The following is a 26,752-nucleotide window of genomic DNA, read 5'->3' as shown; positions in this document are numbered from 1 at the left end:
GCGGGGCCAGCAGCAGCGCAGCGCTTAGCACACCCCTGTTGACCTGCGGGTTTACCTATGCGCGGAGTGTTGGTGCGTACTGGGGGTTGAGTTCGACGACCTCGGGCCCGCGCACCTCGCCCACGACCAGCCTGTCCGGCCGCATCCGCAGCGCCTGGCGCACCAGGTCCTCGAGCGTGACGAGGCCCGCGCCCTCCTGGTTGGCGGGCCGGGTCTCCAGCCGCACCACATGCGCGTGGTCGGGGCGCAGTTCCGCCGAGTCCTCCGCGAGCACGATCCGCTCCCGCGGTCCGACCAGCCCGAGCAGCGCGCTGAGCATGGTCGTCTTGCCGCTTCCGGTGCCGCCGCTGACCAGGAAGGACAGCCGCGCCTCGATCAGGGCCCGCAGCACGCGGTCCCCGCCGGGCGGGACCGTTCCCGCGGCGACCAGTTCGTCGAGGGTGAACGCCCGCGGCCGTACGACCCGCAGCGACAGGCAGGTGCAGCCGACCGCGACCGGGGGCAGCACCGCGTGCAGCCGGGTGCCGTCGGGCAGGCGTGCGTCCACCCAGGGCCGGGCGTCGTCCAGGCGCCGTCCGGCCACCGCGGCGAGGCGCTGTGCGAGGCGTCGTACGGCCGCCGCGTCCGGGAAGGAGACATCGGCCGTCTCCAGGCCGCCCCCGCGATCCACCCAGACCCGGTCGGGTGCCGACACCAGCACGTCGGTCACCGACGGGTCGGCGAGCAGCGGCTCCAGGGGTCCGCTGCCGACCAGCTCGGACCGCAACCGCTCGGCCGCGCCGAGGATCTCCGCGTCCCCGAGCACCCGCCCCTGCTCCCGCAACGCCTGCGCCACCCGCGCGGGCGTCGGCTCGGCTCCGCTCTCGGCCAGCCACTGCCGCACCCCGTCGAGCAGCGCACGGCCACCACCCCCATCGAACACCGCACTCATACGCCACCCACCTCGACCGACACCCGCACCCGACACCCCACGCCACACGTCAGACCGCCGCCGCTCATACGCCACCCACCTCGACCAACATCCGCACCCGACACCCCACGCCGCGCTCCAGATCGCCCCTCATACGCCCCCACCTCGACCGACACCGGCACCCGACACCCCACGCCACACCTCAGACCGCCGCCCCTCATACGCCACCCACCTCGACCAACGCCCGCTCCCAGAAGCCCTTGCAGAAGCGGCCCAGCGGTCCTCGTGCCGTCGCGCCCGGCGGTGAATTGCCGTTGTCCGGCCGCAGCAGGGCGGACTCCACGGGCACCTCACCCGCCAGGGGCAGGCCGAGCAGCCGCGCCACCTCGCGGTCGTCGAGGCCGGGCGCGTACGGCCCGCGCACGGCCACCCGCAGGTCTCGGACGACCATCCCGACGGCGGACGCGATCCGGCCGGCCGCCGCGACGGCGCGCAGTTCGGCGGGGACCACCAGCAGCCCGACGTCGAGCTGTCCGAGCACCTCGGCGACCCCGGCGTCGACGCGGCGCGGCAGGTCGACGACGACGGTGCCGCCCCGTCGGCGCGCCGCGGCGAGGACCGCGCGGACGGCCGGCGGCGGGATGGTGACGCAGTCGCCGCGGTCCCAGCTGAGGACCCGCAGCGAGTGCAGTTCGGGCAGCGACTCCTCCAGCGCGCCGCCGCCGACCCGGCCGCGCGAGGCGGCGAACGCGGGCCACCGCAGGCCCTCGGCCGTCTCCCCGCCGAGGAGTACGTCGAGTCCGCCACCCAGCGGATCGGCGTCCACGAGCAGGGTGCGCAGTCCCTCACGCGCGGAGGTGACGGCGAGGGCGCACGCGAGCGTGGACGCCCCGGCCCCGCCGCGCCCGCCGATGACGCCGACGGTGAGCGCGGGCCGACCGACGCCCTCGGCGACGTCGGCGATGCGGTCGACGAGCCACTGCTCGCCGTCGGGCAGCACCAGGACGTGGTCGGCGCCGATCTCGACGGCCCGGCGCCACACCCCGGAATCGTCCTGGTCGCGTCCGACGAGGACCACTCCGCGTCGGCGCGCGGCCCCGCGCACGTGCCGCGCGACGTCGTCGCCGACCAGGACGAGCGGCGCGGCGTCCCAGCCCCCTCTGCCGTCCGGCAGGCAGGGGCGCACCTCCGGTGTGGCGCCGGCGGCGGCGCACAGGCGCAGCAGGTCGTCGAGGAGTTCGGCGTCCTCGGTGACGATCAGCGGCCTGCCCTGCCGTCCCGAGGCGGCGGGCGGCGGGTCGTGTGTGACGGCTCCAGCCACGGTTTTCATCCCCCTTCGCTGCGGGTCGCGCAGCCCCCGCGGCCCCGCGATTCCCAAACGTGTGAAGAACCGGCAAGCGGTCTCCATATGAACGGCGCGCGCCGCAAACGGAACTGGTCGTGAAGTCGGCCCGAGCGGACGCGCTGGAATCACGGTGCAGCGAAGCCGGGAAATGATGTGGATCTTGGTCGATATCTGTGGACGAGTCAGGGCTTGTGAATATCGCCGTCACCCATACCGGTGAGCCCCGCACCACTCGTGTGCGACTTCCGGAGAGCAGTCCGACGACTACGTACCGTGACGACATGCGGGCATGCGGAAGGGACGGCCGCGACCGCCTCGATACGGGCGGCCCAGCCGTGGACAGAAGGGGAAAACGCACCCGGACATGCGACGACCCCCGCCGGGGGGGAGAGCGGGGGTCGTCTCCACGGCCGACTCGGGGGGGGAGGAGTCGGACCGGGTTAGCACGGTCGCGAACGATCCGTGACTTCCATGGTGTACCCGAGAGCCCTCTCAGGCAAACCCACGCGCCCACCTTACGCCGAATGGGCTGCCCCTATGCTCAAGGACGTGGAAAACCACTCCTTGCCCCGCACAGCCGCCTTCTTTGACCTGGACAAGACGGTCATTGCGAAGTCGAGCACGCTCACCTTCAGCAAGTCCTTCTACCAAGGCGGGCTGATCAACCGCAGGGCCGCCTTGCGTACCGCGTATGCCCAGTTCGTCTTCCTCCTCGGCGGTATGGACCACGACCAGATGGAGCGCACCCGCGAGTACCTCTCGGGGATGGTGCGTGGCTGGAACGTCCAACAGGTGAAGGAGATCGTGGCCGAGACCCTTCACGACCTGATCGACCCGATCATCTACGACGAGGCCGCTTCCCTCATCGAGGAGCACCACATCGCCGGCCGCGACGTGGTGATCGTGTCCACCTCGGGCGCCGAGGTGGTCGAGCCGATCGGCGTGCTGCTCGGCGCGGACCGGGTCGTGGCCACCCGTATGGTCGTAGGGGACGACGGCTGTTACACCGGCGAGGTCGAGTACTACGCCTACGGCCCGACCAAGGCGGAGGCGATCCGGCAGCTGGCGGAGTCCGAGGGCTATGACCTCTCCCGGTGCTACGCCTACAGCGACTCGGCGACCGACCTGCCCATGCTGGAGTCGGTCGGGCATCCGCACGCCGTGAACCCGGACCGCGCGCTGCGCCGCGAGGCTGTCGCGCGCGGGTGGCCGATTCTGGACTTCCACCGGCCCGTACGGCTCAAGCAGCGCATCCCGAACTTCTCCGTGCCGCCCCGCCCGGCCCTGGTGGCGGCCGCGGCCATAGGAGCGGCGGCGGCCACCGCGGGCATCGTCTGGTACGCCAGCCGACGCCGCGCCCGATTGGCTCCTGCCTGAGAGCGAAAGCAAAGAACTGCAGGCAGGGGTTCCGGTTGTCTGGGTTCTGGAGTACAAAGGAGTTGTCGGCCCGCGAGACCGAAGGACATCCGAGAGGATCACCTTTAAACGCATTTTGGCCCCACGGACCGCGCATGAACACCGGGCACCCACGCGACGTCGACCCGTCGATTACGGGCCAGCCGCACCAGGTGACGGGCAAAGATCCCGACCTGATGGGCGACATATCGAGGACGCTTGGTAACCCGGTGGTCATGCCAGCGGCGGTACGAGTCCTCGTACCGCCGCACCTTGTTGCCCACGCCGCGTCCACGCAGCGCTCTACGGCGCTATACGGCCACCCCGCAGCTGTTCTACGCCGCCCCGCGCTGCAGCGCCTCGCACACCGCCGTCGACTCCCGGGCCCCCAGCTCGACCGCCCTGCCGCAGTGCGCGATCCAGGCCGCCATGCCCTCCGGGGTGCCGGAGACATAGCCGTCCAGGGCCGCCAGATAGGCCGCGCGCCCCAGTTCGGCGTGGCCCACCTCCGCCGGGCAGACCGACTTGGGGTCCAGACCGCTGCCGATCAGCACGATCCGCTCGGCCGCGCGCGCGACGAGCCCGTTGTGGGAGGTGAAGGGACGCAGCGCGAGCAGCTCGCCGTGCACCACGGCCGCGGTGACCAGGGCGGGCGCGGAACTGCCCGTGACGATCAGCTCGGCCAGGCCCTCCAGCCGCCCGGACACCTCCGACGCGCCCGGCAGCGGCAGCTCGATCAGTGGCTCGTCGACGTTCTCGCCCGCCTGCCGCGGCCGTCCGACCTCGTCACCGCGGTCCGCGGCCGCCACCAGGTGCAGCCGGGCCAGCACCCGCAGGGGCGACTGACGCCAGATGGACAGCAGCTGACCCGCTTCGGCGCCGAGCCGCAGGGCGGCACCCATCACACGCGCCTCGTCGTCACCGCTGAAGTCGGTGCGCCGGCGCACCTCCTCCAGGGCCCAGTCCGCACCGGAGAGCGCCGCCGAACCGCGAGCGCCGCGCAGCGCCGCCTCGGCGGTGATCTCCGTACTGCGGCGTCGCATGATGCGGTGCCCGTAGACCCGGTCCACGGCCTTGCGCACGGACTCCACGGACTCGGCCACGCCGGGCAACGAGCCCAGCGCCGCTAGCGGATCGGCGGTCGCGCCTGTCGTACTCATACGTACGACACTACGCACCCGCAAGCTTCGCCCCACGATTGAGTGGTCTTCTTCACGCAAGCCCGCCACGTACAGCTATCACGCCACTACCCTTCGTGAACATGAAAATTGCTTTCGCCGGGAAGGGCGGCAGCGGCAAGACCACGCTCTCCTCCCTGTTCATCCGCCACCTCGCCGCCACCGGCGCGCCCGTGATCGCGGTCGACGCGGACATCAACCAGCACCTGGGGGCCGCGCTCGGCCTGGACGAGACGGAGGCCGCGGACCTGCCCGCGATGGGCGACCGGCTGACGTTGATCAAGGACTATCTGCGCGGCTCCAACCCCCGGATCACCTCCGCAGCCACGATGATCAAGACGACCCCGCCCGGCGGGGGCTCCCGGCTGCTGCGGGTGTGTGAGAACAACCCGGTCTACGACGCATGCGCCCGCCCGGTGGAACTCGACGGCGGCGCCGTCCGTTTGATGGTCACCGGCCCCTTCACCGACGCCGACCTGGGGGTCGCCTGCTACCACTCCAAGACGGGAGCGGTGGAGCTGTACCTGAACCACCTGGTGGACGGGCGCGACGAGTACGTCGTGGTGGACATGACGGCGGGCTCGGACTCCTTCGCCTCCGGCATGTTCACCCGTTTCGACATCACGTTCCTCGTCGCCGAGCCGACCCGGAAGGGGGTCTCCGTCCATCGCCAGTACAAGGAGTACGCCCGCGACTTCGGCGTCGAGCTGAAGGTCGTCGGCAACAAGGTCCAGGGGCAGGACGACCTCGACTTCCTGCGCGCCGAGATCGGCGACGACCTGCTCGTGACGGTCGGGCACTCGGACTGGGTGCGCGCCATGGAGAAGGGCCGCCCACCCCGGTTCGACCTCCTGGAGGAGACCAACCACGAGGCCCTGCGCCGGCTGCGGTCGGCCGTCGAGGCGTCGTACGAACGGCGCGACTGGGAGCGTTACACCCGCCAGATGGTCCACTTCCACCTGAAGAACGCCCGGTCCTGGGGCAACGAGCGCACCGGGGCCGACCTGGCCGCGCAGGTCGACCCGTCGTTCGTGCTGCGCGAGGGGATCGCCGCGCCCGCGTAGCTACGGCCTGTCCGTCGGCGCCCCGGGTACCCCCCTCGGGGCCGGGGCGGGGCGGGCCGTCAGGAAGGTCTGCCAGCCCTCCTTGGGGGCCTCGCCGACCTTCAGGGTGCGCAGCTTGGCGAGGATCTTCGGGTCCTGCGCGTCCAGCCAGTCGGCCAGTTGCCGGAAGGACACACAGCGCACGTCCGGCTTGTTGCAGACCGTCTCGACGACCTCCTCGACGGCGCGCATGTAGGTACCGCCGTTCCAGGACTCGAAGTGGTTGCCGATGATCAGGGGCGCCCGGTTGCCGTCGTAGGCGCGGCGGAAGCCCTGGAGCAGGCCGTCACGCATCTGGTCGCCCCAGAACCGGTGCTGGGCCGGGTTGCCCTGGGTGGTCGTGCCGGACTGGTTGACCATGAAGTTGTAGTCCATGGTGAGCTGCTCGAAGGAGTGACCGGGGAAGGGCACGAGCTGCATGGACAGGTCCCACAGGCCCTCCTTCCGGCCGGGCCAGACCTGGTTGTTGACGCCGCTGGTGTCATAGCGGAAGCCCAGCTCGCGGGCGGCCTTCATGAAATTCTGCCGGCCCTCCAGGCACGGGGTGCGGGCGCCGATGAGCTCCTTGTCGTAGTCGAAGGGCAGCGGCTCGGTCTGCGTCAGCCCCGCGTTGGTCCTCCAGGTCTTGACGAACTTCTTGGCCTGGGCGATCTCGTCCTTCCACTCCTCGACCGTCCACTCGCCGACGCCGCCGCCCTTGCCGCAGAAGTGGCCGTTGAAGTGGGTGCCGATCTCGTTGCCCTCCAGCCACGCCAGGCGCAGCTGCTCGACGGTGTCGGCGATGCCCTTGGTGTCGTTGAAGCCGATGTCGGAGCGGCCGGGTGAGTGCTGCGGCGGCCGGTACAGGTCGCGCTTCTCCTCGGGCAGCAGGTACACACCGCTGAGGAAGTACGTCATGGTCGCGTTGTTGTTCTTGGCGACCTCGCGGAAGTGGGAGAACAGCCGCTGGCTGTCCTCGCCGGCGCCGTCCCAGGAGAAGACCACGAACTGCGGCGGTTTCTGACCCGGCTTCATCCGTTCCGCCCGGGGCAGGTGCGGCTGGGCCCCGGTGTACGCGGTGGAGCCGTCGCCGATCAGGCGGATGGCGCTCTGCGGCGCCGGGGCGGCCGGCTTCGCCTTCGGCGGACCGGGGACCCCTTTGGAGGTGCCCTGGTCTCCGGTCGCGCATCCGGCGAGCGCCGCGGCGCAGGCCGCGGCGATCACGGTGCCCGTGGCGATCTTGCGGGTGGCGGCCATATCCGCCCACCTTCTTCCTTCTCTCGGGTGCCGACAGCGCGGCCAAGGTCGCACGGGAGCGAGAAGGAATTAGTACGACAAGCCGATCACATGCCCGCATCACCCGCTTGAGTGATTAGTTGCCCCATATGCCTCGAAAATCCATGCCAGCCCTTTACTCTGCATTACGATCCGTTTACCGAGCGTTGATTCATCCCGCCGCTGCACGCCGTGACCCACGGCCGCGACCGCCCCCGCCATCGACGGGGGGTCCCCCCATCCGCGACCGCGCTGCCCCGGAGGAGACGGGAAACATGTCCGCCTGCGTCCCCACTCGCCCATCCGACTCGTTCGACTCGTCCGGATCCACCGGACCTGCCGCATCCGAGCGCATCCACCCGCCCCACAGCCCGCCCCCGGCCCCGCGCCGCCGCTTCCGGCTCGCGGGTGCCGATGTGTCCGCCTCGATCGCGGTCTTCCTGATCGCCCTCCCCCTGTCCCTCGGCATCGCCCTCGCCACCGGCGCGCCCCTTCAGGCCGGCCTGGTCGCCGCCGCCGTCGGCGGCCTGGTCGCCGGACGGCTCGGCGGCTCCCCGCTGCAGGTCAGCGGCCCGGCCGCCGGACTCACCGTGGTCACCGCCGACCTCATCCACCGCTATGGCTGGCGGACCACCTGCGCCATCACCGTCCTCGCCGGGCTCACCCAGCTCGGCCTCGGCTGTCTGCGCGTGGCGCGCAACGCGCTCGCCGTCAGCCCCGCCATCGTGCACGGCATGCTGGCGGGCATCGGCGTCACCATCGCCGTCGCACAGCTGCACATCGTCCTCGGCGGCAGCCCGCAGAGCTCCGTCCTCGACAATCTGCGCGCCCTGCCCGCCCAGCTCGCCGATCTGCACCCCGCCGCCCTGGTGGTGAGTGTGCTGACCCTGGCCCTGTTGCTGCTCTGGCCCCGCCTGCCCGGCCGGGCGGGCCGCCTGCTGCGCAAGGTCCCCGCCGCGCTCGTCGCCGTCACCGGCGCCACCGCCACCGCCGCGCTCGCCGGCCTCACCCTGCCCAAGGTGGAGCTGCCGTCCTGGCACAGCCACTCCCTGGTCGGGCTGCCCGAGGGACCGGTGCTGGGCCTGGCCGCCGCCGTGCTCACGATCACGCTGGTGTGCAGCGTGCAGTCCCTGCTCGGCGCGGTCGCCGTCGACAAGCTGGCCGCCGCCCGCGCCGCCCAGGCCACCCGCCCCGGCAGCCCCGGCCGTGTCGTCCGCTCCGACCTGGACCGGGAGCTGCTCGGCCAGGGCGCCTCCAACGTCGTCTCCGGGGCGCTCGGCGGGCTGCCCGTGGCCGGGGTGGCGGTGCGCAGTTCGGCGAATGTGCAAGCGGGTGCCGTGAGCCGGAACTCCACGATGCTGCACGGCGTTCTCGTAGTGATCGCCGCGCTGCTGATGGTCCCGATCCTGGAGCTCATTCCGCTCGCCTCGCTCGCCGCCCTGGTGATGGCCATCGGCATCCAGATGGTGTCCCTGCACCACATCCGCACGGTGACCCGCCACCGAGAGGTGCTGGTGTACGCCGTCACCACCCTCGGCGTGGTGTTCCTCAACGTCCTGCAGGGCGTGCTGCTCGGCATCGCCGTCGCCGTGGCCGTCGCCCTGCACCGCCTCACCCACACCCGTATCACGCACGACGAGAAGGAAGGAGTCCATCACGTCCATGTACGCGGCCAGTTGACGTTCCTCGCGGTCCCGCGGCTCAGCCGGGCCCTGCATCTCGTGCCCCAGGACTCCCACGCCGTCGTGGAGTTGAACGGTTCGTTCATGGACCACGCGGCGTACGAGACCCTGCAGGACTGGCAGAAGACCCACACCGCGCACGGCGGCACAGCCGAGATCACGGGCCGTCGCCGGGGCGGCGTACGGATCGCAGACATCGGCACCGACACCGACACCGACGCGCAGCCCGTCGCCGACGCGGACTGCGGGTGCGGTCCCTGGACGCCCTGGCGCAACCACCAGTGCGACCGGCCGCTCCCCGCGCCACCGCCCGCCGCGAGCCCGGCCGGCACGCCGGACGCCCCCGGAGCCGAACACCCCGGCCAGGCGCCGGACGGCGCCCCGGCCGACCCCGCCGACCCCACCGCCGCCGACACCCCCGACCCCGATCCCGCCTCCCGCCGCCTTCCCCACGCCCACCCCACCCCGACCCCTGGGCCGGGAAACCACCAACTGGTCCGAGGCATCAGCGCGTTCCAGCGCAACACCGCGCCCCTGGTGCGGGGTGAGCTGGCGCGGCTGGCCAGGGAGGGGCAGCGGCCGGTGCAGCTCTTCCTCACCTGCGCCGACTCCCGCCTCGTCACCTCGATGATCACCTCCAGTGGTCCGGGCGACCTGTTCGTGGTGCGCAACGTGGGCAACCTCGTGCCCCCGCCCGGCGAGGAGAGCGGGGACGACTCGGTGGCGGCGGCGATCGAGTACGCGGTGGACGTGCTGCAGGTGCGCTCCATCACGGTGTGCGGGCACTCCGGGTGCGGAGCCATGCAGGCGCTGCTCAACTCCGAGCCGGGGGGCGCGCAGACGCCGCTGAAGCGGTGGCTGCGGCACGGACTGCCCAGCCTGGAGCGGATGGCCGACGGCGGCCGCCCCTGGGCCCGGCTGGCCGGGCGGGCTCCGGCGGACGCGGTCGAGCAGCTGTGCCTGACCAATGTGGTGCAGCAGTTGGACCATCTGCGCGCCCATGAGTCGGTGGCCCGTGCGCTGCGGGCCGGGGCGCTGGAGCTGCACGGCATGTACTTCCACGTGGGCGAGGCGCAGGCGTATCTGCTCACCGAGGCGCGCGACGGCGGAGTGTTCGACCACGTACGGGCGGCGGACCTGTCCGCCTGAACGGGTCCCGGGGCGCGGCTCTCACCTGGGGGAGCCGCGCCCCGCCGCTGCGACATGGCCAACTCGGCTGAACCCGGGCAGGGCGGCGTCCGTGGCTACGGATGACCACCTCGGAAGGACCACCTCGAAAGACAACCGACAGGTCTAAACCAATCGGCCGTCGGCCCTTGTCAGCGGCCCCTCGGTTCTGATGAGCTGTGGCCTGGGACACAACGGACACCCTGGGAAAGGGAGATGTCGTGAGCAACGAAAGCCTGGCCAACCTCTTGAAAGAGGAGCGACGCTTCGCGCCGCCCGCTGACCTGGCCGCGCACGCCAACGTCACGGCCGAGGCGTACGAGGAGGCCAAGGCTGACAGGCTCGGCTTCTGGGCCGCACAGGCCCGCCGGCTGACCTGGGCCAAGGAGCCGACCGAGACCCTCGACTGGTCGAACCCGCCGTTCGCGAAGTGGTTCAAGGACGGCGAGCTCAATGTCGCGTACAACTGCGTCGACCGGCATGTCGAGGCCGGACACGGAGACCGGGTCGCCATCCACTTCGAGGGCGAGCCCGGCGACAGCCGAGCGATCACCTACGCCGAGCTCAAGGACGAGGTCTCCAAGGCCGCCAACGCCCTGCTGGAGCTGGGCGTTCAGAAGGGCGACCGGGTCGCCGTCTACATGCCGATGATCCCCGAGACGGCGATCGCGATGCTTGCGTGCGCGCGGATCGGCGCCGCCCACTCCGTCGTCTTCGGCGGCTTCTCGGCGGACGCGCTCGCGACCCGTATCCAGGACGCCGACGCGCGGGTCGTCATCACCGCCGACGGCGGCTACCGGCGCGGCAAGCCGTCCGCACTGAAGCCGGCCGTCGACGAGGCCATCGAGAAGGCCGGCAACGTCGAGCACGTGCTGGTGGTCCGCCGTACCGGACAGGACGTCGCCTGGGACGACCAGCGGGACGTGTGGTGGCACGAGGCCGTCGAGCGGCAGTCGGCCGAGCACACCCCGGAGGCGTTCGGGGCCGAGCACCCGCTGTTCATCCTCTACACCTCCGGTACGACGGGTAAGCCGAAGGGCATCCTGCACACCTCCGGCGGCTATCTCACCCAGGCGGCCTACACCCACCACGCCGTCTTCGACCTCAAGCCGGAGACCGACGTCTACTGGTGCACCGCCGACGTCGGCTGGGTCACCGGCCACTCGTACATCGTGTACGGGCCGCTCGCCAACGGCGCCACGCAGGTCATGTACGAGGGCACCCCGGACACCCCGCACCAGGGCCGCTTCTGGGAGATCGTGCAGAAGTACGGGGTGACCATCCTGTACACGGCGCCCACGGCCATCCGTACGTTCATGAAGTGGGGAGACGACATCCCCGCGAAGTTCGACCTGTCCTCGCTGCGGATCCTCGGCTCGGTCGGCGAGCCGATCAACCCCGAGGCATGGATCTGGTACCGCAAGCACATCGGCGCGGACGCCACGCCCATCGTCGACACGTGGTGGCAGACCGAGACCGGCGCGATGATGATCTCCCCGCTGCCGGGCGTCACGGAGACCAAGCCGGGCTCCGCGCAGCGGCCGCTGCCCGGTATCTCCGCGACGGTCGTCGACGACGAGGCGAACGAGGTGCCGAACGGCGGCGGTGGCTATCTGGTCCTCACCGAGCCGTGGCCGTCGATGCTGCGCACCATCTGGGGCGACGACCAGCGGTTCATCGACACCTACTGGTCGCGCTTCGAGGGCAAGTACTTCGCCGGTGACGGTGCGAAGAAGGACGACGACGGCGACATCTGGCTGCTCGGCCGGGTCGACGACGTGATGCTGGTCTCCGGCCACAACATCTCCACCACCGAGGTCGAGTCCGCGCTCGTCTCCCACCCTTCCGTCGCGGAGGCGGCCGTGGTCGGCGCGGCGGACGAGACGACAGGTCAGGCGATCGTCGCCTTCGTCATCCTGCGCGGCACGGCGTCCGAGGAGGACGGTCTCGTCGACGCGCTGCGCAACCACGTCGGCGCCACGCTCGGGCCGATCGCCAAGCCCAAGCGGGTCCTGCCGGTCGCGGAACTGCCGAAGACCCGATCCGGCAAGATCATGCGGCGCCTGCTGCGGGACGTGGCGGAGAACCGGCAGCTCGGTGACGTGACCACCCTCACGGACTCGACCGTCATGGACCTGATCCAGGCGAAGCTCCCGGCGGCGCCCAGCGAGGACTGACACCGACAGGACTGCAGCGACAGGACTGACACCGACAGGCAAGAGGCACCCGGCACCCAGCGTGCCGGGTGCCTTTTGTGTGCCTAGCGTGATAATCAGCCGGATGCCTCTCGGCCACTTTTTAGGTAAACTAAGCAAAAATCCGCTCCAAGCAAGGTGCGCCGGGAAGTCTGGTCGGCATGCGTTCAGTCCTGCCCACCGACCGGAGGTTCGCCCTTGCCCGCGCCCCGCCCCACCGACACGACCACCGCCACCCCCTCCTCCACCCCCCGCAAGCTCTTCGGACGCCTGTCCCTGCCCGAGCGGACCTTCGTCGCGGACGCCCTTCGGGCCGAGACCGTCGGCGGTGTGCTGCTGCTCGTCGCGGCCGTCGCCGCGCTCCTCTGGGCCAACATCCCGGCGCTGCACGACAGCTACGAGAAGGTCAGCCACTACCACCTCGGCCCCGCCGCCCTCGGCCTGGACCTGTCCCTGGCCCACTGGGCGGCCGACGGCCTGCTCGCGATCTTCTTCTTCGTGGCCGGCATCGAACTCAAGCGCGAACTGGTCGCCGGTGATCTGCGCGACCCCAAGGCGGCCGCCCTGCCGGTCGTCGCCGCGCTGTCCGGCATGGCCGTACCGGCCCTCGTCTACGTCCTCACCAATGTCACCGGCGGCGGCTCCCAGGCCGGCTGGGCGGTGCCCACCGCCACCGACATCGCCTTCGCGCTCGCCGTCCTCGCCGTCATCGGCACGTCCCTGCCGAGCGCCCTGCGCGCCTTCCTGCTCACCCTCGCCGTCGTCGACGACCTGTTCGCGATCCTCATCATCGCGGTCTTCTTCACCGACTCGATCAACTTCGCCGCGCTCGGCGGCGCGCTCGTCGGCCTCGCCGTCTTCTGGCTGCTGCTCCACAAGGGCGTCCGCGGCTGGTACGTGTACGTGCCGCTCGCCCTCGTCATCTGGGCGCTGATGTACAACAGCGGCGTCCACGCCACCATCGCCGGCGTCGCCATGGGCCTGATGCTGCGCTGCACCCCCCGCGAGGGCGAGAAGCACTCCCCCGGCGAGCACATCGAGCACCTCGTGCGCCCCGTGTCCGCCGGCCTCGCCGTCCCGCTGTTCGCCCTGTTCAGCGCCGGCGTGTCCATCTCCCACCACTCGATCGGGGACGTCTTCACCAAGCCGGAGACCCTCGGCGTGGTCCTCGGCCTGGTCGTCGGCAAGACGCTCGGCATCTTCGGCGGCACCTGGCTGACCGCCCGCTTCACCCACGCCACCCTCAGCGACGACCTCGCCTGGGCGGACGTCTTCGCCATCGCCTCCTTGGCCGGCATCGGCTTCACCGTCTCGCTGCTCATCGGCGAACTCGCCTTCGAGGGCGACGCGGTGCTGACCGACGAGGTCAAGGCAGCCGTCCTCATCGGCTCGCTGATGGCGGCCCTGTGTGCGACCGTGCTGCTGAAGATACGCAACTCCAAGTACCGCAAGCTGTGCGACGAGGAGGAGCGCGACGAGGACCACGACGGCATCCCGGACATCTACGAAGAGGACCGGCCGGAGTACCACCTGCGGATGGCGGCCATCTATGAGGAGAAGGCCGCGGAGCACCGTCGTATCGCCAAGGAACGGGAAGCCGCGCGGCGCGCACTCGCCGAAGTGCCGGGCGGGGCGGGCGGTGACCGCGACCGTCCGGCATGATCTGACGGGACGGTACAAAAAGACGGGAAAGACGGGACCGTGCGCGCTCCGGCACAAGGCGGCCGGACGCGCACACCCACCCGTACACGGACGAGGGAGACCGCGATGAGCGCACCCGACGGCAGCCCGGTCGGCGCCGAACGCAGCATCGGCCAGCTGTTCGCCTCGGCGACGACCGAGATGTCCGCGCTGGTGCACGACGAGATCGCGCTGGCCAAGGCGCAGCTGAAGCAGGACGTCAAGCGCGGGGCGGCGAGCGGCGGGGCGTTCTCCCTGGCCGGTGCCGTGCTGCTGTTCTCGCTGCCGATGCTCAACTTCGCGCTGGCGTACGGCATCCGGACCTGGAGCGACTGGAACCTGGCGATCTGCTTCCTGCTCTCCTTCGCTGCGAACGTGCTGGTCGCCGTCCTCCTCGTGCTGATCGGCGTGGCCTTCGCGAAGAAGGCGAAGAAGAGCCAGGGCCCGCAGAAGGTCGCCGCGTCGGTCAAGGAGACGGCGGGCGTCCTGCAGAAGGCCCGACCGCACCCGCGGCCCGAGCTGGCGCAGGACCAGGGCCCCAAGGCCATCGAGGCTGTGGCACGCTCGTCGTCATGACGGACCCGGATACGACGCCTTCCGCACACCCCGCTTCGGTCGTACGCCCCGAGGTCCCCGGCGGGAGAGCGGTGACGCACCGGGATGTCGCGGCCAACGGCGCCCGCTTCCACATCGCGGAGCTCGGCGACGGACCGCTGGTCCTGCTGGTGCACGGCTTCCCGCAGTTCTGGTGGACCTGGCGCCACCAGCTGACCGCGCTCGCCGACGCCGGCTTCCGCGCGGTCGCGATGGACCTGCGGGGCGTCGGCGGCAGCGACCGCACCCCCCGGGGCTACGACCCCGCCAACCTCGCCCTCGACATCACCGGCGTGATCCGCTCCCTGGGCGAACCGGACGCCGCGCTGGTCGGCCACGACCTCGGCGGCTATCTGGCCTGGACGGCGGCCGTGATGCGTCCCAAGCTGGTACGACGGCTCGCGGTCGCCTCGATGCCGCATCCCCGGCGCTGGCGCTCGGCGATGCTCACCGACGCCCGGCAGAGCGCCGCCGGCTCCCACATCTGGGGGTTCCAGCGGCCCTGGATCCCCGAGCGGCAGCTCACCGCCGACGACGGCGCGCTGGTCGGCGAGCTGATCCGGAACTGGTCCGGCCCGCGCCTGCCGGACGACGAGACGCTGGTGACGTACCAGCGGGCGATGTGCGTCCCCTCCACCGCGCACTGCTCGGTCGAGCCGTACCGCTGGCTGGTGCGCTCACTGGCCCGCCCCGACGGCATCCAGTTCTACCGCCGGATGAAGCGCCCCCTGCGGGTGCCGACGCTGCACCTGCACGGCTCCCTCGACCCGGTGAGCCGCATCCGCAGCGCGGCGGGCTCCGGGGAGTACGTGGAGGCGCCGTACCGCTGGCGCCTGTTCGACGGGCTCGGGCACTTCCCGCACGAGGAGGACCCCGTCGCCTTCTCCACCGAGCTGGTCAACTGGCTGAAGGATCCGGAACCGGACCGCTGAGACCCGGCCGACCGGCCGAAAGAATACGGCCCCGGTCGGTGACCGCGCCATCGCGCCCGGTATCCGGACCGGAACGCCTGTCCTACGAACAGCCAAATGCCCGGCGCATAGGCCAATTGGCGGGCCCGAGGGCGGTTATCGACCTTGGGGCAGGGGCAGACGTCGGGGTATGGGCTGGACGCACGACTACAGTGACGCAGCACGCAACCGCCGCTCGACCACCGGTCTGAGCCCCCACCAGCGAGGAACCGCCCCGCAGTCGGGCAGCGATCCTCGGGTGGGCATCCCGCGCATCCTGCGCCGCCGGGCCCGCTGGGTCTCGGTACGCCTGCGTCACCCCCGAGGCTGACGCCCCCGCGCGCTGGGGTCTGTCGTCACCTTCCCGACGTCCGCCCGAGGGGTGGGCTCCGCGGCATCGATGGGGGCACTCCCGCGCGTGCGAAGCCGAGGGCGCGATCGCCGCAGCGCCCGCGCCGGGCATACCCCGCGCCGCCGTCGAGGCAGGTGGGACCGTGGGCGCCAGGCGTCGCGGAGCAGGCCGGAAGGTGACGGCAGGCCCTACAGCGCGCAGTTGTCGCTGTCCACCTGCTGGTTCGCCGTGCGGCCCGCGGTGATGTCCTGCTGGATCTCGTCCGTGGTGAGCGCGTAACCGGTGTCGGGGTCGTCGAGGGACTTCGCGAAGACGACGCCGTAGACCTTGCCGTCGGGGGTGAGCAGGGGGCCACCGGAGTTGCCCTGGCGGACGACCGCGTACAGCGAGTACACGTCGCGGCGCACGGTGCCGCGGTGGTAGATGTCCGGGCCGTTGGCCGTGATGCGCCCGCGCACCCGCGCGGCCCGCACGTCGTACGCGCCGTTCTCCGGGAAGCCGGCGACGATGGCGCCGTCGCCGCTGCCCGCGTCCTCGGTGGTGAACTCCAGGGCGGGCGCGTCGAGGTGGGGCACGTCCAGGACCGCGATGTCGCGCTTCCAGTCGTAGAGGACGACCGTCGCGTCGTACTTGCGGCCCTCACCGCCTATCTGGACGGTGGGCTCGTCGACGCCGCCCACGACATGCGCGTTGGTCATGACGCGCCGCTCGCCGAAGACGAAGCCGGTGCCCTCCAGGACCTTGCCGCAGCTCTCGGCGGTGCCCATCACCTTGACGATGGAGCGCTGCGCGCGCACGGCGACCGCGCTGCCCGCGAGGGCCGGGTCGGGCGGCTGCACGTCGGTGATCGGCTCGTTGGCGAAGGGGCTGAAGACCTGCGGGAAGCCGTTCTGCGCGAGGACGGAGGAGAAGTCGGCGAACCAGGTGTCGGCCTGGTCGGGGAGCGCCCGCGACACGCCGAGCAGGACCTTGGAGTTACGGACCTCCTTGCCGACGGTCGGCAGGGTCGTACCGGCCAGGGCGGAGCCGATCAGCCATGCCACCAGCAGCATCGCGACCACGTTGACCAGCGCGCCGCCCGTCGCGTCCAGCGCGCGGGCCGGGGTCCAGGTGATGTACCGGCGCAGGTTGTTGCCGAGGTGAGTGGTCAGGGCCTGGCCGACCGAGGCGCAGACGATCACGATGACCACCGCGACGACGGCGGCGGTCGTGCTCACCTCGGAGTTGTCGGTCAGGGCGTCCCACAGGACCGGCAGCAGGTACACGGCGACGAGGCCGCCGCCCAGAAACCCGATCACCGACAGGATGCCGACGACGAAGCCCTGTCGGTAGCCGACCACGGCGAACCACACGGCCGCGACCAGCAGCAGGATGTCCAGCACATTCACGGAGGACACCCTGTCATGCGCGCCAGTCCAGCGGGACCTGCCGGTCGCGATCCCATGGTCGCTCCCAGCCCGCGTAGTGCAGCAGGCGGTCGATCAGGCCGGCCGTGAAGCCCCACACCAGGGCCGATTCGACCAGGAACGCCGGGCCGCGGTGGCCGCTGGGGTGGTGAGTGGTGACGCGGTTGGCGGGGTCCGTGAGATCCGCCACGGGGACGGTGAAGACCCGGGCCGTCTCCGCCGGGTCCACCACGCCGACCGGGCTCGGCCGCCGCCACCAGCCCAGCACCGGGGTCACCACGAACCCGCTGACCGGGATGTACAGCTTGGGCAGCACACCGAAGAGCTGCACCCCGGACGGGTCGAGCCCGGTCTCCTCCTCGGCCTCCCGCAGGGCGGCCCGCAGCGGGCCGTCGGCCTGCGGATCGCCGTCCTCCGGGTCGAGGGCGCCGCCCGGGAAGGACGGCTGCCCGGCGTGCGAGCGCAGCGACCCGGCCCGCTCCATCAGCAGCAGCTCGGGCCCGCGCTCGCCCTCGCCGAACAGCACCAGCACCGCCGACTGCCGCCCTCTGCCGTCGGCGGGCGGCAGGAAGCGGCTCAGCTGGAGCGGCTCGACCGTCTCCACCGCGTCCACCACCGGGTCCAGCCAGTCGGGCAGACCCTCCTTGCTGAGCGCCACGTCCTCGATGTCACTCGCCCGCGCCATCAGCGCACCCCCCGTCCGACCTGCACAACGCCCGAGCCACCCGCGATCGTTCCGTCATCCGGCCCCCAGTGGCGGCGCCGCCCGGCCGCCCGCGTCCAGGTACGCCTGCGGCGGGTTCAGCCGCTGCCCCGGGTAGCCGCCCTTCTCGTACTTCAGCAGCTTCTTCGCCTTCTCCGGGTTCGTCTCGCCCTCGCCGTACGCCGGGCAGAGCGGGGCGACGGGGCAGGCGCCGCAGGCCGGTTTCCGGGCGTGGCAGATGCGGCGGCCGTGCCAGATCACATGGTGGGAGAGGTCGGTCCAGTCGCTCTTCGGGAAGAGCGCGCCGATCGCTGCCTCGATCTTGTCGGGGTCGGTCTCGTCGGTCCACTGCCAGCGCCGCACCAGCCGCTGGAAGTGCGTGTCCACGGTGATGCCCGGCCGGCCGAACGCGTTGCCCAGCACCACGAAGGCGGTCTTGCGGCCGACGCCGGGCAGCTTGACCAGGTCCTCCAGCCGGCCGGGCACCTCGCCGCCGAAGTCCTCCACCAGGGCCTTGGAGAGCCCTATGACCGACCTGGTCTTGGCGCGGAAGAACCCGCAGGGCCGCAGGATCTCCTCGACCTCCTCCGGGTTGGCGGCGGCCAGGTCCTCGGGGGTGGGGTACTTGGCGAAGAGCGCGGGGGTGGTCTGGTTGACGCGCAGGTCGGTGGTCTGCGCGGACAGCACGGTGGCGACCACCAGCTGGAAGGGGTTGGTGAAGTCCAGCTCGGGATGGGCGTACGGGTATACGTCGGCGAGCTCGCGGTTGATCCGGCGGGCGCGGCGGACCAGGGCGGTACGGGACTCCCCGCTCGGCGGCCGCACGGTCACCGTCTTCGCCGGCGGGGCCTTCCGCACCCCGGCGACGGCCTTCTTGGGGGCGGCCTTCTTCGCGGCGGCGGCCACCTTCTTGGCGGCCGCTTTCCTCACCGGGGCGGCCTTTGCCGCCTTCGCCGCCTTCGCCGCCTTTGCCGGTCCCTCGGCCGGTTTCCCGCGGCCGTCGGCACCCTGTTCGCCCACAGCGGAATCACGACGTACAGCCACCCGCCCAGCCCCCTTGGCCTGTGCTCTCACCGGCGATTTGGACACCCGGCCAGCCTAAAGCCCGACACCGACATCCGCCCCGGACCCTGAAGATCAGCCCCCGATTGGCCCCCTGCCGCTTACCGCGGGACACGTGTGCGGCATCCTTGTGACAGATCACACTGTTTGGACCGTCCGGCAAAATGGGGAGCACGGTCCCCTGGTACCAAGGGGGAGCAAGATCCCCTGAGCAGGTCGACAAGGAGAGAACTCGTGGACGACGTTCTGCGGCGCAACCCGCTCTTCGCGGCTCTCGACGACGAGCAGGCCGCGGAGCTGCGCGCCTCCATGAGTGAGGTGACCCTGGCACGCGGCGACTCCCTCTTCCACGAGGGCGACCCGGGCGACCGGCTCTACGTCGTCACCGAAGGCAAGGTCAAGCTCCACCGCACGTCCCCCGACGGGCGCGAGAACATGCTGGCCGTGGTCGGCCCCGGCGAGCTGATCGGCGAGCTGTCGCTGTTCGACCCGGGCCCGCGTACGGCGACGGCGACCGCCCTGACCGAGGTCAAGCTGCTGGGCCTCGGCCACGGCGACCTCCAGCCCTGGCTGAACGCCCGGCCCGAGGTGGCCGCCGCGCTGCTGCGCGCCGTCGCCCGGCGCCTGCGCAAGACCAACGACGCCATGTCCGACCTGGTCTTCTCGGACGTCCCCGGCCGTGTCGCGCGCGCCCTGCTGGACCTCTCCCGCCGCTTCGGCGTGCAGTCCGAGGAGGGCATCCACGTCGTCCACGACCTGACGCAGGAGGAACTGGCCCAACTGGTCGGCGCGTCCCGCGAGACGGTCAACAAGGCCCTGGCCGACTTCGCCCAGCGCGGGTGGCTCCGCCTGGAGGCGCGTGCGGTCATTCTCCTGGACGTCGAGCGGCTGGCGAAGCGGTCCCGCTGACGCCGGGTCTTCCGGGGGGTGCGCCCCCAGACCCCCGTGGCGGCTCCTCGAGCACCGGCCGGGCTGAGACACGTAGCCCCAGGTAGACCCCTACGAGCACCAGCGGCGCGCCCAGCAGCAGTCCCGCCGACAGCGGCTCGTCGTCGAGCCACGCCGACAGCAGGATCGTCACCGGCGGGATGACGACGAAGACGTACGCCGCCCTGGACGCGCCCCAGTGCTCGATGACCAGCAGATAGAACACGAAGGTCAGCACCGAGCCCGCCACCGCGAGATAGGCCAGCGCCCACCAGGTCGCGGCGCGGTCGGGAAGGGCCCAGTGGTCGCCCGCCAGCCGTGAACCGGCGAACAGCAGCACGGACGCGCCCGTCATGCCCACCGCGTTCATGGTCACCGGATGCACCTTGGGCAGCCGGCGCACGAGCACAGCGGCCTGCGCGAAGGACAGCACGCTGCCGAGCATCGCCAGCAGCGCAGGCCACGGCACATCGCCCTGCAGCCCCCGGGTCATCACCGCCACACCGGCCGCCGCGAGCAGCGCACCCGCGAGCGCCAGCGCGCGGAAGCGTTCCTGCCCCTGTCCCACCGCGAGCAGCAGCGCGGCAAGCGGCACCAGGGAGAGCACGGTCTGGCCGAAGCCGGCGTGGACGTACTGCAACGCGTAGTACGCGAGGGCGAAGGTGACGGCGAAGTTGAGCGCCCCGAACAGCAGCGCACCGGCCAGCGCGCGCCCCCGGGGCGGCGCCAGGCGTCGTACGGCCATCAGGGCGAGCAGCAGCAGGGCAGCCGTACCGAAGCGCATCGCGGCACCCCACAGGGGGTCGAGCTCGCGGTTGCTGAACCGGATCCCGACCGCGTTGCCCCCACCGAGGACGGCGGTCGCGCCGAAACAGACGAGAGCCGTCCGGTCTGTCGGCCCCACGGCACCCACGGTAGGCCCGGCGGGACACCCCGGCGACCGGGGGCGGCGCTACGGGATCAGCCCGTGTTCCCGCAGGTATTCCAACTGGGCCCGTACCGACAGCTCCGCCGCCGGCCACAGGGAGCGGTCGACGTCGGCGTAGACGTGGGCGACGACCTCGGCGGGGGTGCGGTGGCCGTCCTCGACGGCCGTCTCGACCTGGGCGAGGCGGTGGGCGCGGTGGGCGAGGTAGTACTCGACGGCGCCCTGGGCGTCGTCCAGGACGGGGCCGTGGCCCGGCAGGACCGTGTGGACGCCGTCGTCGACCGTGAGGGACCTCAGGCGGCGCAGGGAGTCCAGATAGTCGCCGAGGCGGCCGTCGGGGTGCGCCACGACCGTCGTACCGCGCCCGAGCACGGTGTCGCCGGTCAGGACGGCCCGGTCGGCCGGGAGATGGAAGCTCAGGGAGTCGGCGGTGTGTCCCGGGGTCGGTACGACCCTCAGCTCCAGGCCGCCCACCTCGATCACGTTCCCGGCGGCCAGGCCCTCGTCACCCAGCCGCAGTGCCGGGTCGAGGGCACGCACGCGCGTGCCGGTCAGCTCGGCGAAGCGGCCGGCGCCCTCGGCGTGGTCCGGGTGGCCGTGGGTGAGCAGGGTGAGGGCGATCCGTTTGCCGGCCCGCTCGGCGGTGTCGATCACCGCGCGCAGATGGTCCTCGTCGAGCGGCCCGGGGTCGACCACGACGGCCCTGTCGGCGTCCGGCTCGGCGAGGATCCAGGTGTTGGTACCGTCCAGGGTCATCGCGGACGCGTTGGGCGCGAGGACGTTGACCGCGCGCGCGGTGGCCGCTCCGGAGACGACCTCGCCGCGCGGCCGGCCGGGCAGGGTGCTGGCGTCCGTCATGCGGGGGCTCCACCGGTCGGGGACGTCGGGGTGTGCGGGGTGCTGGCTGTGGGGGTGTGCGGGGCACTGTCCGTAGCGGTGCGCGTCGGGATGTGCTTGGTGAACTCTTCGTGCCCGGTCCAGGACAGCACGACCTCGCCGTCCACCAGGCGGGCCCGCGCCAGCACGGGGGTGAGGTCCCGGCCGGGGGCCGCGGCCAGGGCCTCGGCGGCGGTGGCGTACGGCGTCAGCTGGCGCAGGGTCGCGATCGTGGGCGGCATCATCAGCAGCTCGCCCTTGTCGTACGAGGCGGCCGCGTCCTCCGGGCGGATCCACACCGTGCGGTCGGCCTCCGTGGAGACGTTGCGGGTGAGCTGTCCCTCGGGGAGGGCGGCGACGAAGAACCAGGTGTCGTAGCGGCGCGCCTCGAACTCCGGGGTGATCCAGCGCGTCCAGGCGCCCAGTAGGTCCGACCTGAGGATGAGGCCGCGGCGCTCCAGGAACTCCGCGAAGGACAGCTCACGGGCCACCAGAGCCGCGCGGTCGGCCTCCCAGTCGGCGCCCGTGGTGTCGCCGACCACGGAGTCGGGGGTCGGGCCGGCGAGCAGGACGCCGGCCTCCTCGTAGGTCTCCCGCACGGCCGCGCAGACGATCGCCTGGGCCGCCGTCGCGTCGACGCCGAGCCGCTCGGCCCACCACGCGCGCGTGGGGCCCGCCCAGCCGACATGACGCTCGTCGTCGCGCGGGTCGACGCCGCCGCCCGGGTACGCGTACGCGCCTCCGGCGAAGGCCATGGAGGCGCGTCTGCGCAGCATGTGCACGGACGGGCCCGCCGACCCGTCCCCGTCCTTCAGGAGCATGACGGTGGCCGCGCGCTTGGGGACGACCGGTTCCAGCGTGCCGTCCGCGAGCGCCCGGATGCGGTCCGGCCAGTCCGGGGGAAACCACTGCCCATTCGCCATGGGCGGAGGCTATCCCGTGGTGCGTGAATGTTCGAGAGGTGTCTGTGGCCGGTGGCCACCGCTGCCCGAGGTCAGCGGCCCAGAGGCCAGGGGCCTACGGGACCAGCTCGACCTGGATCTCGACCTCCACCGGCGCGTCCAGCGGCAGCACCGCCACGCCGACCGCGCTGCGCGCGTGCACGCCCTTGTCGCCGAGGACCGCGCCCAGCAGCTCGCTCGCGCCGTTGATCACGCCGGGCTGGCCGGTGAAGTCCGCGGCCGAGGCGACGAAGCCCACGACCTTCACCACGCGCGCGACGCGGTCCAGGTCGCCCGCGACCGACTTCACGGCGGCCAGGGCGTTCAGGGCACAGCGGGCGGCCAGCTCCTTGGCCTCCTCCGGGGTGACCTCGGCGCCGACCTTGCCGGTGACCGGCAGCTTGCCGTCCACCATGGGCAGCTGGCCGGAGGTGTACACGTACGGGCCGGACTGCACGGCCGGCTGGTACGCGGCGAGCGGCGGCACGACCGCCGGCAGCTCCAGGCCCAGTTCGGCGAGCTTCGCCTCGACCGCGCTCACGCCTGCTTCTCCCGCTTCAGGTAGGCCACCAGCTGCTCGGGGTTGTTCGGCCCGGGCACGACCTGGACGAGCTCCCAGCCGTCCTCGCCCCAGGTGTCCAGAATCTGCTTCGTGGCATGGACGAGCAGCGGCACGGTTGCGTATTCCCACTTGGTCATGGGCCCGACTGTAGCCGCTGCCGGTGGGCGGCTCGGCGCCCCGGTCGGCGTCACCCCGCGGCGGTCATTCGTAGTACTGGACCCCTGGTTGTCCACAGCCTGCTGATTGGTGTGCGCGTGGAGTGGTTACGCTCGAAGACGTGAGCAGGCTCCAGGTCGTCAGTGGCAAGGGCGGGACCGGAAAGACGACGGTCGCCGCGGCCCTCGCGCTGGCCCTCGCCACGGAGGGGAAGCGGACGCTTCTCGTCGAGGTGGAGGGCCGGCAAGGCATCGCGCAGCTCTTCGAGACGGAGGCGCTGCCCTATGAGGAACGGAAGATCGCCGTCGCTCCGGGAGGAGGCGAGGTGTACGCCCTCGCCATCGACCCGGAACTGGCCCTTCTGGACTACCTCCAGATGTTCTACAAGCTGGGCGGCGCGGGCCGCGCGCTGAAGAAGCTCGGCGCGATCGACTTCGCGACGACCATCGCGCCCGGCCTGCGGGACGTCCTGCTGACCGGCAAGGCGTGCGAGGCGGTCCGCCGCAAGGACAAACAGGGCCGGTTCGTCTACGACCACGTCGTCATGGACGCCCCGCCGACGGGCCGCGTCACCCGCTTCCTGAATGTGAACGACGAGGTCGCGGGCCTCGCCAAGATCGGCCCGATACACAATCAGGCGCAGGCGGTGATGCGGGTGCTGAAGTCCGCGGAGACGGCCGTGCACCTGGTGACGCTGCTGGAGGAGATGCCGGTCCAGGAGACCGCCGACGGCATCGCCGAACTCCGCGCGGCCCGGCTGCCGGTGGGCCGGGTCGTCGTCAACATGGTCCGGCCGGAGGTTTTGGACACGGCCGAGCTGGAACTCGTGCGCGGGCTGCCCCGTACGGCCCTCGCCCGCTCCCTGTCCGCCGCCGGGCTCGGCGGGGCCCGCCGCGGCGGCCACGCGCAGAAGCTGGTCGATCCGCTGCTGGCGCAGGCCGAGGAGTACGCCGAGCGGTACACGCTGGAGCACGAGCAGCGGGCCGTGCTCGCCGGCCTGGACCTTCCGCTGCACGAACTGCCGCTGCTCGCCGAGGGCATGGACCTGGCGGGTCTGTACGAACTGGCCACCGAGCTGCGGAAGCAGGGGATCGCATGAGTCCGGAACCGGCGCCCGTCCATCCGGCCCCCCTCCAGGAGGGCCATCACCTGTCCCCCGCGCGCGTGCTCGACATCGATCCGCTGCTCGACGACCCGACGACCCGCATCGTGGTGTGCTGCGGCTCGGGCGGCGTCGGCAAGACGACCACCGCGGCGGCGCTGGGGCTGCGTGCCGCCGAGCGCGGCCGCAAGGTGGTCGTGCTCACCATCGACCCGGCCCGCCGGCTCGCCCAGTCGATGGGCATCGACTCCCTCGACAACACCCCGCGCAGGGTCAAGGGCATCGACGACTCCGCCGGCGGCGAGCTGCACGCCATGATGCTCGACATGAAGCGCACCTTCGACGAGATCGTCGAGGCGCACGCGGACCCCGAGCGGGCGGCCGCGATCCTGGGCAACCCCTTCTACCAGTCGCTCTCGGCGGGCTTCGCGGGCACGCAGGAGTACATGGCGATGGAGAAGCTGGGGCAGCTGCGCGCGAAGGACGAGTGGGACCTCATCGTCGTCGACACGCCGCCGTCCCGTTCGGCGCTGGACTTCCTGGACGCGCCGAAGCGGCTCGGCTCCTTCCTCGACGGCAAGCTGATCCGGGTGCTGCTGGCCCCGGCGAAGGTCGGCGGCCGCGCGGGGATGAAATTCCTGAACGTCGGCATGTCGATGATGACCGGCGCCCTCGGCAAGCTGCTCGGCGGCCAGCTGCTGAAGGACGTCCAGACGTTCGTGGCGGCGATGGACTCCATGTTCGGCGGCTTCCGCACGCGCGCGGACGCCACGTACCGGCTGCTCCAGGCGCCCGGGACGGCGTTCCTGGTGGTGGCGGCGCCCGAGCGGGACGCGCTGCGGGAGGCGGCGTACTTCGTGGAGCGGCTGGCCGCCGAGGACATGCCGCTGGCCGGTCTGGTGCTCAACCGGGTCCATGGCAGCGGCGCCGCCCAACTCTCCGCGGAGCGTGCGCTGGCGGCGGCGGAGTTCCTTGACGCGACGGACGTCCTCGACGGAGCGGAGACGCTGGACGGCGCGGAGTCCCTCGACGCCGCGGAAGCCCTCAGTCCGGGCGCCCAGGCGCCCCGTGCCGCCGCCGACCGCACCTCCGGCGGCGTCGCCCCGTCCGACCCCGCACCCGATGCTGACGCCCCGTCCGGCGCCGGCCCTGCCGCCGCTCCGGCCATGGCTTCGTCCGGCGCGGAAAATCTTGAGGAGTCCCGCATTGTCGATCAGGACGGCGGGAAAGCTGGACTTCGTAACTCTCCCGACACGTACGGCAGTTCAGAATCTCCCGCTTCCGAAACACTGGCACCGGGCGGCGGCTCCCCCACCGACCCCGCACCCGGCGCACCGGCCGCGGAGCAGGGCGTCGATCAGCTCACCGCAGCCCTGTTGAGGCTGCACGCCGACCGTATGCACCTGCTCCTGCGCGAGCAGCGCACGCGTGACCGCTTCACCGCGCTCCACCCCGAGGTGGCGGTGGCCGAAGTCGCCGCGCTCCCCGGCGACGTCCACGACCTCGCGGGTCTGCGGGACATCGGTACCCGGCTCGCGGCCGACCGGCCGGAACTGCCCTAGGCGCGGCCGGAGCTGCCCGAGGCGGGTGCCCGAGGCGGGTCCTGAGAGGGCGCTCGCCCTCAGCTCACCGCCGCGTAGTTCTCGTACACCTGGTCGTCGTCGAGCGACACGATGCCCGCGCCGCGCTCGTACTCCGTGCGCGCAGTCTCCAGCAGTCGGCGCCAGGACGTCACCGTGGGACGCCGGCGCAGCAGTGCGCGGCGCTCGCGCTCCGTCATGCCTCCCCACACGCCGAACTCGACGCGGTTGTCGAGCGCGTCAGCCAGACATTCGGTGCGCACCGGGCAGCCCGTGCACACCGCCTTGGCCCTGTTCTGCGCTGCTCCCTGAACGAACAGTTCATCCGGATCGGTAGTGCGACAGGCAGCCTGCGCACTCCAGTCGGTTACCCAGCCCATACCGGCGCCGTCCTCTCCCGAATCGAGGCTCCCCCACGGCGGCAGCGGCATATTCACCGCCGCCAGTTGAGGACGTTACGGAAGGTGGGCACAGCGCAACACCCCCTTCGGGCCCAATCTTGAATGGCCCGAACGGACTATGGGTAAGCGGCAGATCACCCGGGGGAGTGAGCCCGCGACATGCGCGACCATCCCGGCAAACCAGGACAGTTCTGTTGTGTCTCCGCTCCGTCACAACGGACGCCGGATGACACACGAGGCGGATTCGGGCACGCCCCCACCAAAAAAGTGGGGAACCTCCGGAACGATTCGGGGTCGCCGGAC

At 71.7% G+C, this 26,752-nt stretch carries 23 protein-coding genes and 1 pseudogene; 11 read left to right on the top strand and 13 right to left on the bottom strand.

Annotated elements, in window-relative coordinates:
- Nucleotides 1-88 precede the first annotated feature (88 nt).
- Together ACH5AC_RS08370 and ssd are read right to left on the bottom strand one after the other, a co-directional pair.
- A pseudogene (locus tag ACH5AC_RS08370) lies at nt 89-931 on the bottom strand (TadA family conjugal transfer-associated ATPase); the annotation flags it as partial.
- Nucleotides 932-1,127: 196 nt separating this feature from the next.
- Nucleotides 1,128-2,240, bottom strand: a complete 1,113-nt coding sequence (gene ssd, locus ACH5AC_RS08365; protein WP_398860893.1) for a septum site-determining protein Ssd — start codon at nt 2,238-2,240, stop codon at nt 1,128-1,130.
- A gap of 552 nt (nt 2,241-2,792) precedes the next feature.
- On the opposite strand from ssd, the gene ACH5AC_RS08360 reads away from it, so the two are divergent.
- The gene (locus ACH5AC_RS08360) at nt 2,793-3,632 is read left to right on the top strand and encodes an HAD family hydrolase (protein ID WP_398860892.1); all 840 of its coding nucleotides are present in this window, start codon (nt 2,793-2,795) and stop codon (nt 3,630-3,632) included.
- A 353-nt stretch (nt 3,633-3,985) separates the two neighbouring features.
- Here the strand turns inward: ACH5AC_RS08360 and ACH5AC_RS08355 are convergent, their stop codons facing one another.
- Nucleotides 3,986-4,810 carry an oxidoreductase gene (locus ACH5AC_RS08355; RefSeq protein WP_398860891.1) on the bottom strand — a complete coding sequence of 275 codons (825 nt, stop codon included), beginning with the start codon at nt 4,808-4,810 and terminating at the stop codon, nt 3,986-3,988.
- A 101-nt stretch (nt 4,811-4,911) separates the two neighbouring features.
- On the opposite strand from ACH5AC_RS08355, the gene ACH5AC_RS08350 reads away from it, so the two are divergent.
- Entirely contained in the window at nt 4,912-5,892 is a 981-nt protein-coding gene (locus ACH5AC_RS08350; protein ID WP_398860890.1) for an ATP-binding protein, read from the top strand.
- On the opposite strand, the gene ACH5AC_RS08345 is transcribed toward ACH5AC_RS08350, so the two are convergent.
- Nucleotides 5,893-7,167 (bottom strand): hypothetical protein, encoded by a 1,275-nt coding sequence (locus ACH5AC_RS08345; protein ID WP_398860889.1) that lies wholly within the window; start codon nt 7,165-7,167, stop codon nt 5,893-5,895.
- A 293-nt stretch (nt 7,168-7,460) separates the two neighbouring features.
- Here ACH5AC_RS08345 and ACH5AC_RS08340 point away from each other — a divergent pair, with 293 nt between their 5' ends.
- From ACH5AC_RS08340 to ACH5AC_RS08315, 6 genes are all read left to right on the top strand, one after another.
- On the top strand, nt 7,461-10,016 hold the full coding sequence (locus ACH5AC_RS08340) for a SulP family inorganic anion transporter (RefSeq protein WP_398860888.1): 2,556 nt from the start codon (nt 7,461-7,463) through the stop codon (nt 10,014-10,016).
- Nucleotides 10,017-10,255: 239 nt separating this feature from the next.
- Nucleotides 10,256-12,211, top strand: a complete 1,956-nt coding sequence (gene acs, locus ACH5AC_RS08335) for an acetate--CoA ligase (protein ID WP_398860887.1) — start codon at nt 10,256-10,258, stop codon at nt 12,209-12,211.
- A gap of 216 nt (nt 12,212-12,427) precedes the next feature.
- On the top strand, nt 12,428-13,891 hold the full coding sequence (gene nhaA, locus ACH5AC_RS08330) for a Na+/H+ antiporter NhaA (RefSeq protein ID WP_398860886.1): 1,464 nt from the start codon (nt 12,428-12,430) through the stop codon (nt 13,889-13,891).
- Nucleotides 13,892-13,996: 105 nt separating this feature from the next.
- A complete protein-coding gene (locus ACH5AC_RS08325; RefSeq protein ID WP_398860885.1) occupies nt 13,997-14,485 on the top strand; it encodes a phage holin family protein in 489 nt (162 codons plus the stop codon).
- Nucleotides 14,482-15,435 carry an alpha/beta fold hydrolase gene (locus tag ACH5AC_RS08320; RefSeq protein WP_398860884.1) on the top strand — a complete coding sequence of 318 codons (954 nt, stop codon included), beginning with the start codon at nt 14,482-14,484 and terminating at the stop codon, nt 15,433-15,435. Before ACH5AC_RS08325 ends, ACH5AC_RS08320 begins: the two co-directional genes overlap by 4 nt.
- A 169-nt stretch (nt 15,436-15,604) precedes the next feature.
- On the top strand, nt 15,605-15,784 hold the full coding sequence (locus tag ACH5AC_RS08315) for a hypothetical protein (protein WP_398860883.1): 180 nt from the start codon (nt 15,605-15,607) through the stop codon (nt 15,782-15,784).
- 209 nt (nt 15,785-15,993) lie between these two features.
- Here the strand turns inward: ACH5AC_RS08315 and ACH5AC_RS08310 are convergent, their stop codons facing one another.
- Genes ACH5AC_RS08310 through nth form a run of 3 tightly spaced genes read right to left on the bottom strand, consistent with a single transcriptional unit; the run spans nt 15,994 to nt 18,934 of the window.
- A complete protein-coding gene (locus tag ACH5AC_RS08310) occupies nt 15,994-17,193 on the bottom strand; it encodes a MarP family serine protease (protein WP_398860882.1) in 1,200 nt (399 codons plus the stop codon).
- A 13-nt stretch (nt 17,194-17,206) separates the two neighbouring features.
- Nucleotides 17,207-17,896, bottom strand: coding sequence for an NUDIX hydrolase (locus ACH5AC_RS08305; RefSeq protein ID WP_398860881.1), 690 nt, complete (start codon nt 17,894-17,896; stop codon nt 17,207-17,209).
- A 54-nt stretch (nt 17,897-17,950) separates the two neighbouring features.
- Nucleotides 17,951-18,934 (bottom strand): endonuclease III, encoded by a 984-nt coding sequence (gene nth, locus ACH5AC_RS08300; protein ID WP_398860880.1) that lies wholly within the window; start codon nt 18,932-18,934, stop codon nt 17,951-17,953.
- A gap of 276 nt (nt 18,935-19,210) precedes the next feature.
- Here nth and ACH5AC_RS08295 point away from each other — a divergent pair, with 276 nt between their 5' ends.
- Nucleotides 19,211-19,885 carry a Crp/Fnr family transcriptional regulator gene (locus ACH5AC_RS08295; RefSeq protein ID WP_029382547.1) on the top strand — a complete coding sequence of 225 codons (675 nt, stop codon included), beginning with the start codon at nt 19,211-19,213 and terminating at the stop codon, nt 19,883-19,885.
- Here ACH5AC_RS08295 and ACH5AC_RS08290 read toward each other — a convergent pair.
- The 5 genes from ACH5AC_RS08290 to ACH5AC_RS08270 form a co-directional block, all read right to left on the bottom strand.
- Nucleotides 19,842-20,807, bottom strand: a complete 966-nt coding sequence (locus ACH5AC_RS08290) for a DMT family transporter (RefSeq protein ID WP_398860879.1) — start codon at nt 20,805-20,807, stop codon at nt 19,842-19,844. The two genes, ACH5AC_RS08295 and ACH5AC_RS08290, sit on opposite strands and share 44 nt — an antisense overlap.
- 48 nt (nt 20,808-20,855) lie before the next feature.
- Nucleotides 20,856-21,689 (bottom strand): MBL fold metallo-hydrolase, encoded by an 834-nt coding sequence (locus ACH5AC_RS08285; protein ID WP_398860878.1) that lies wholly within the window; start codon nt 21,687-21,689, stop codon nt 20,856-20,858.
- Nucleotides 21,686-22,630, bottom strand: a complete 945-nt coding sequence (locus tag ACH5AC_RS08280) for an NUDIX hydrolase (protein ID WP_398860877.1) — start codon at nt 22,628-22,630, stop codon at nt 21,686-21,688. The genes ACH5AC_RS08285 and ACH5AC_RS08280 overlap by 4 nt, the downstream gene beginning before the upstream one ends.
- Nucleotides 22,631-22,724: 94 nt before the next feature.
- Nucleotides 22,725-23,189 carry a RidA family protein gene (locus ACH5AC_RS08275; protein WP_398860876.1) on the bottom strand — a complete coding sequence of 155 codons (465 nt, stop codon included), beginning with the start codon at nt 23,187-23,189 and terminating at the stop codon, nt 22,725-22,727.
- Nucleotides 23,186-23,347 carry a DUF4177 domain-containing protein gene (locus ACH5AC_RS08270; RefSeq protein ID WP_003975360.1) on the bottom strand — a complete coding sequence of 54 codons (162 nt, stop codon included), beginning with the start codon at nt 23,345-23,347 and terminating at the stop codon, nt 23,186-23,188. The genes ACH5AC_RS08275 and ACH5AC_RS08270 overlap by 4 nt, the downstream gene beginning before the upstream one ends.
- Nucleotides 23,348-23,487: 140 nt before the next feature.
- On the opposite strand from ACH5AC_RS08270, the gene ACH5AC_RS08265 reads away from it, so the two are divergent.
- Both ACH5AC_RS08265 and ACH5AC_RS08260 read left to right on the top strand, forming a co-directional pair.
- A complete protein-coding gene (locus ACH5AC_RS08265; RefSeq protein ID WP_398860875.1) occupies nt 23,488-24,465 on the top strand; it encodes an ArsA family ATPase in 978 nt (325 codons plus the stop codon).
- Nucleotides 24,462-26,030 (top strand): ArsA family ATPase, encoded by a 1,569-nt coding sequence (locus ACH5AC_RS08260; RefSeq protein ID WP_398860874.1) that lies wholly within the window; start codon nt 24,462-24,464, stop codon nt 26,028-26,030. Before ACH5AC_RS08265 ends, ACH5AC_RS08260 begins: the two co-directional genes overlap by 4 nt.
- Before the next feature lie 59 nt (nt 26,031-26,089).
- Here ACH5AC_RS08260 and wblA read toward each other — a convergent pair whose 3' ends face one another.
- A complete protein-coding gene (wblA, locus tag ACH5AC_RS08255; protein ID WP_398860927.1) occupies nt 26,090-26,428 on the bottom strand; it encodes a transcriptional regulator WblA in 339 nt (112 codons plus the stop codon).
- Between the last annotated feature and the right edge of the window lie 324 nt (nt 26,429-26,752).

It is taken from the genome of Streptomyces sp. NPDC018693 (assembly GCF_044391385.1).
Taxonomy (GTDB): Bacteria; Actinomycetota; Actinomycetes; order Streptomycetales; family Streptomycetaceae; genus Streptomyces.
The sequence above is the reverse complement of the archived record's forward strand: the minus strand, read 5'-3'. Positions and strand labels throughout refer to the sequence as shown.

Excerpts from the sequence above, each read along its gene's own strand:
- ssd (WP_398860893.1), bottom strand. The coding sequence starts at position 2,240 with ATGAAAACCGTGGCTGGAGCCGTCACACACGACCCGCCGCCCGCCGCC.
- ACH5AC_RS08360 (WP_398860892.1), top strand. The coding sequence starts at position 2,793 with ATGCTCAAGGACGTGGAAAACCACTCCTTGCCCCGCACAGCCGCCTTC.
- ACH5AC_RS08355 (WP_398860891.1), bottom strand. The coding sequence starts at position 4,810 with ATGAGTACGACAGGCGCGACCGCCGATCCGCTAGCGGCGCTGGGCTCG.
- ACH5AC_RS08350 (WP_398860890.1), top strand. The coding sequence starts at position 4,912 with ATGAAAATTGCTTTCGCCGGGAAGGGCGGCAGCGGCAAGACCACGCTC.
- ACH5AC_RS08345 (WP_398860889.1), bottom strand. The coding sequence starts at position 7,167 with ATGGCCGCCACCCGCAAGATCGCCACGGGCACCGTGATCGCCGCGGCC.
- ACH5AC_RS08340 (WP_398860888.1), top strand. The coding sequence starts at position 7,461 with ATGTCCGCCTGCGTCCCCACTCGCCCATCCGACTCGTTCGACTCGTCC.
- ACH5AC_RS08325 (WP_398860885.1), top strand. The coding sequence starts at position 13,997 with ATGAGCGCACCCGACGGCAGCCCGGTCGGCGCCGAACGCAGCATCGGC.
- ACH5AC_RS08320 (WP_398860884.1), top strand. The coding sequence starts at position 14,482 with ATGACGGACCCGGATACGACGCCTTCCGCACACCCCGCTTCGGTCGTA.
- ACH5AC_RS08315 (WP_398860883.1), top strand. The coding sequence starts at position 15,605 with ATGGGCTGGACGCACGACTACAGTGACGCAGCACGCAACCGCCGCTCG.
- ACH5AC_RS08305 (WP_398860881.1), bottom strand. The coding sequence starts at position 17,896 with ATGGCGCGGGCGAGTGACATCGAGGACGTGGCGCTCAGCAAGGAGGGT.
- ACH5AC_RS08285 (WP_398860878.1), bottom strand. The coding sequence starts at position 21,689 with ATGACGGACGCCAGCACCCTGCCCGGCCGGCCGCGCGGCGAGGTCGTC.
- ACH5AC_RS08280 (WP_398860877.1), bottom strand. The coding sequence starts at position 22,630 with ATGGCGAATGGGCAGTGGTTTCCCCCGGACTGGCCGGACCGCATCCGG.
- ACH5AC_RS08270 (WP_003975360.1), bottom strand. The coding sequence starts at position 23,347 with ATGACCAAGTGGGAATACGCAACCGTGCCGCTGCTCGTCCATGCCACG.
- ACH5AC_RS08260 (WP_398860874.1), top strand. The coding sequence starts at position 24,462 with ATGAGTCCGGAACCGGCGCCCGTCCATCCGGCCCCCCTCCAGGAGGGC.
- wblA (WP_398860927.1), bottom strand. The coding sequence starts at position 26,428 with ATGGGCTGGGTAACCGACTGGAGTGCGCAGGCTGCCTGTCGCACTACC.